This is a genomic window from Streptomyces sp. adm13(2018) (assembly GCF_008042145.1).
GTDB lineage: Bacteria > Actinomycetota > Actinomycetes > Streptomycetales > Streptomycetaceae > Streptomyces.
Genome location: NZ_RDBH01000141.1, coordinates 739131 through 743284, shown reverse-complemented (window position 1 = coordinate 743284; position 4154 = coordinate 739131). Strand labels below are relative to the sequence as shown.

The 4154-nt window shown below is 72.7% G+C and carries 5 protein-coding genes; 3 read left to right on the top strand and 2 right to left on the bottom strand.

Features of this window, described 5'->3' with window-relative positions:
• The first annotated feature begins 4 nt into the window (after positions 1 to 4).
• Positions 5 to 841: an ABC transporter permease gene (locus tag EAO70_RS31560; RefSeq protein WP_148006214.1), complete on the top strand. Its 837-nt coding sequence runs from the start codon at positions 5 to 7 to the stop codon at positions 839 to 841.
• A 22-nt stretch (positions 842 to 863) separates the two neighbouring features.
• Here the strand turns inward: EAO70_RS31560 and EAO70_RS31555 are convergent, their stop codons facing one another.
• The gene (locus EAO70_RS31555; RefSeq protein ID WP_148006213.1) at positions 864 to 1193 is read right to left on the bottom strand and encodes an ATP/GTP-binding protein; all 330 of its coding nucleotides are present in this window, start codon (positions 1191 to 1193) and stop codon (positions 864 to 866) included.
• 200 nt (positions 1194 to 1393) lie between these two features.
• On the opposite strand from EAO70_RS31555, the gene EAO70_RS31550 reads away from it, so the two are divergent.
• Positions 1394 to 2428 (top strand): LLM class flavin-dependent oxidoreductase, encoded by a 1035-nt coding sequence (locus EAO70_RS31550; protein WP_148006212.1) that lies wholly within the window; start codon positions 1394 to 1396, stop codon positions 2426 to 2428.
• A 195-nt stretch (positions 2429 to 2623) separates the two neighbouring features.
• Here EAO70_RS31550 and EAO70_RS31545 read toward each other — a convergent pair whose 3' ends face one another.
• Positions 2624 to 3016 carry an SCO5389 family protein gene (locus EAO70_RS31545; RefSeq protein ID WP_148006211.1) on the bottom strand — a complete coding sequence of 131 codons (393 nt, stop codon included), beginning with the start codon at positions 3014 to 3016 and terminating at the stop codon, positions 2624 to 2626.
• Between the two features lie 249 nt (positions 3017 to 3265).
• Here EAO70_RS31545 and nucS point away from each other — a divergent pair, with 249 nt between their 5' ends.
• Positions 3266 to 3937: an endonuclease NucS gene (gene nucS, locus EAO70_RS31540; protein WP_148006210.1), complete on the top strand. Its 672-nt coding sequence runs from the start codon at positions 3266 to 3268 to the stop codon at positions 3935 to 3937.
• Positions 3938 to 4154: the final 217 nt, after the last annotated feature.

Genomic DNA, 4154 nt, shown 5'->3' with positions numbered 1-4154 from the left:
CCCGATGACCGCCCCCGCCCCGCACCACGCTCCGGCGCCGCACTCCTACGTCTCCCCGATCCCGGTCCGCAGGGCGCACCTCGGTGACGCGCTGGCCTCCGAGTGGACGAAGATCCGCTCGGTGCGCTCGACGCTGTGGACGCTCGGGGTCATGGTCCTGCTGATGCTGACCATCGGTCTGGGCGTGGCGGCGATCGCGGCGAGTTCCGAGGCGCCGATGGGCGACGAGTCCGCGCTCGGCTTCGGCTTCTTCGGGATGCTGCCGGCCTCGATCTGCGTGATCACGCTCGGGGTGCTGACCATCGCCTCCGAGTACGGCACCGGCATGATCCGTACGACCCTGACGGCCTGCCCGAGCCGGGCCCGGGTGCTGACGGCGAAGGCCATCGTCTTCTTCCTGCTGGTCTTCACGGTGACGACGGTGGTCGCCGCGCTGGTGGGACTCGGGCAGGTCGCCCTGGTGGACTCGGCGGCCGCGCCGTCGGCGTCGGACTGGCTGCGGGCGACGGTCGGCGCGGGCGCCTACCTGGCCCTGCTGGGGCTGCTCTCGCTGGCGCTCGGCACGCTCATCCGCCACTCGGCCGGCGCGATCACGGTGATGATCGGTCTGCTGCTGCTGCCGCTGGTGGCGGCCCTGTTCATGTTCTCCGCGGCGCTGAAGTCGGTGCAGGAGTGGCTCTTCACGTACGCGATCCCCTCGCAGATGATCGCGCTGTACGCGGCGCAGCCGCCGTTCGGCGACGCCGGTCCGTCGGGCTGGGAGCCGCTGCTGATCATGGCCGGGGTCGCGGGGGTCGCGCTGGCCGGCGCCTACGCCCTGCTGAACAGCCGGGACGTGTAGACGTGTAGGGCCGGCTCCGGGCTCAGTACTTCGGCGCGTTCCTGGACCGCTGCACCCTGCTGGTGCGGCGGTCCTTCGCGTTCCAGCAGGCCTTGTGCCAGTGGCGGCGGTCGTCCACGCCGCCCCACTCGGGCCAGGCGACCACGTGCGGGGCGCCGGCCGGGATCTCCTGGTCGCAGCCGGGGCAGCGGTAGCGCTTGCCGGGCGCGCTCGCCCCGGCGACCAGGCGGACGTACCACTCCTCGCCCTGCCAGGTCTCGGTGCGCTGGGCGCCGCCGTACCGGTGGCCGTGGTCGCCCGGCTGCGACTCGGGCTTCTCGCCGCCTCGGGAGCGGTTGTGGCGCGGGGACACGGGCACACCTCACGGGGGTCTGGGAACACGGACCGTTCCCTCCAGCCTACGGGCCGCGACACGGTGCCCCGGGCCCCGTCCGCGGCGGCTTAGCCGAAAATCGCAAGAACTTCATGAACGGCCGTTGCCTTTGGCACGTGTCAGACGTTGGTGCCAGTGCGAGGCGAGTTACGCGTCGGCCGCAGAGGAGGCACAAGGCGATGCGCGTGGGTACGTTCGTTCTGGCAGCGCAGTTCCCGGGCCAGGGGCAGGGCGAGGCCCTGCACCGGGCGGTGCGGACCGCCGAGGTGGCCGAGGAGGCGGGCCTCGACGCGGTCTGGCTCGCCGAGCACCACTTCGTGCCGTACGGGGTCTGTCCCTCGGCCGTGACGCTGGCCGCCCTGCTCCTGGGCCGCACCCGAAGGCTGCGGGTGGGCACGGCGGTGAGCGTCCTGCCGAACGTGCACCCGGTCGCCCTGGGCGAGCAGGCGGCGCTGCTGCACCTCACCTCGGGCGGCAGGTTCACCCTGGGGGTGGGCCGGGGCGGTCCCTGGGTGGACCTGGAGGTCTTCGGCGCGGGCCTCACCGCGTACGAGGAGGGCTTCCCCGAGGCGCTCGACCTGCTGCTGCGCTGGCTCTCGGAGCCCCGGGTCGGTGCCGAGGGAGAACGATTCGCCTTCCGCGAGGTGCCGGTGGTGCCCCGCGCCGACGAGCTGATCGGCGGGGACCCGGCGCCCGAGGTCGTCGTCGCCTGCACGTCCCCGAGGAGCGTGCGGCTGGCCGCCGAGCGCGGGCTGCCGATGCTGCTCGGCATGCACTGCGGCGACGAGGAGAAGGCGGAGATGGTCGCGGCCTGGCGGCGCTGCGCGCGGGAGGCCGGCCGGGACCCGGACGAGATCGCCCGGATCGGGGCGCAGCACGTCTCGGCGGGGGTGGCCCAGCTCGCGGACCGGGGGGCGGACGCGGCCGAGGCGCTGGTGAAGGCGATGCCGGGCTGGCTGAAGCAGGGGCTCGACGCGCATGTGACCGTCGACGGCCGGCGGCGGGCGATGCGGGACCCCGTGGCGTACGCCGAGCTGCTGTGCGGGCTGCACCCGGTGGGCACCCCCCGACGGGCGGCGGACCGGCTCGCGGCGACGGCGGAGCGCACGGGCATCACCCGTCACGCCCTGCTCGCCGAGGGCACGGGCGATCTCGCGGCGACCGAGGAGAACGTACGGCGGCTCGGCGCGGAGGTCCTGCCGCTGCTCGTCTGACCCCGCGCACGGACGTGTGATCGCCGGCGGAGCGGGCCTTGGATGCGGGGCAGGCCTTGGCTGCGGGGCGGGCCCTCCGTGCGGGCGGCGCACCGCCGTTCGGGGCTGTGCTGCCGCTCCGGCACCTCCGCGCGGTGATGCGCGTCGGCGCGCATCGGCCGCGTCTCCCGCGATGCGGAGCGACAGCACCGGGGCTCAGCAGTCGCGCAGTTCCGGCGACTGGTTCAGCAGCTGCCCCCGTACGGACGTGAAGCGGGCGAGCCGCTCGTCCACCGACGGGTCCTGCGGGAACACCGCCACCCGGTGGCAGTTCTGGAAGGCGAGACGCACCCCGAAATGCCGCTGCAGCGCACCACGAATGGCGTCGCTCGCGAGCGCGCGCAGCAGCTGACCACGTGCCTGCTCATTCGGCGGCGGCGTCTGGTTGTCGGCGAACTCTCCGCCGTCGACCTTCAGCTGGGCCACCAGAGAACTGATCATCTCCCATGCGTAGGGCAGGGAGGTCCGGACGCAGTCGACGAAGTCGGCTTCGTCGACCTCGCCTCGCTCGGCCTGTTCCAACAGTGCCGGTGAGACGTCGAGCGACATGGGTTCTCCTCTCGCGACCCCGCGTACGGGGTCTTGCGGGCAGGGCGAAGGCCCGGCCGCCCGCCACGCAGCGTGCACGGACGACGACCTCCAGCTTCCACGGTAAGCGCGCAGTCCTGCACGCACCAGGAGATGGGGAGGACAACCGGCTGATAACCGACGGGTGTTCGGCTCAGGATCATGCCCGCGGGAGGCCGGGGCGATGCCCGAATCGCGCGGAAGAGGGCCCGTCTTGTAGCGTTGCCGACCATGCGTCTCGTCATCGCCCGTTGCTCCGTGGACTACGCGGGCCGGCTCACGGCCCACCTGCCCTCCGCGCCCCGTCTGATCCTCGTCAAGGCAGACGGCAGCGTCTCCATCCACGCGGACGACCGGGCGTACAAACCGCTCAACTGGATGTCCCCGCCCTGCACGCTCAAGGAGGGCGCGGGCGACGAGACGGGCGTGTGGACCGTGATCAACAAAGCGGGCGAGAAACTGATCATCACGATGGAGGAGATCCTCCACGACTCCTCGCACGAGCTCGGCGTGGACCCGGGACTCATCAAGGACGGCGTCGAGGCGCACCTCCAGGAGCTGCTCGCCGACCGCATCGAGATCCTCGGCGAGGGGTACTCCCTGATCCGCCGCGAGTACCCGACCGCGATCGGCCCGGTGGACATCCTCTGCCGGGACTCCGACGGAGCGACGGTCGCGGTCGAGATCAAGCGGCGCGGTGAGATCGACGGCGTCGAGCAGCTGACCCGCTACCTGGAGCTGCTCAACCGCGATCCGCACCTCGCGCCGGTCCGGGGCGTCTTCGCGGCGCAGGAGATCAAGCCGCAGGCCCGGGTCCTGGCGACGGACCGCGGGATCGGCTGTGTGGTCCTGGACTACAACGCGATGCGGGGCATCGAGGACGACAAACTGCGGCTGTTCTGAGAACGGCGGGCGGTACGGGGAAGGCCCCGGGTGCGGTGGACGCGCCCGGGGCCTTCCCCGTACTCCGGTTCTCCCCTCAGGCGGGCGTGTCCGAGCTGTCGCCGGCACCGGGGGCGGACGGGCCGCCGAGGGACGAGGAGGCGGAGATGCTGGGGCTGTTCTCCTGCGTGCCCGTCTCCGTGGGCGTCGGAGCGGTGGTCGACGGCGGGGTGGTGGG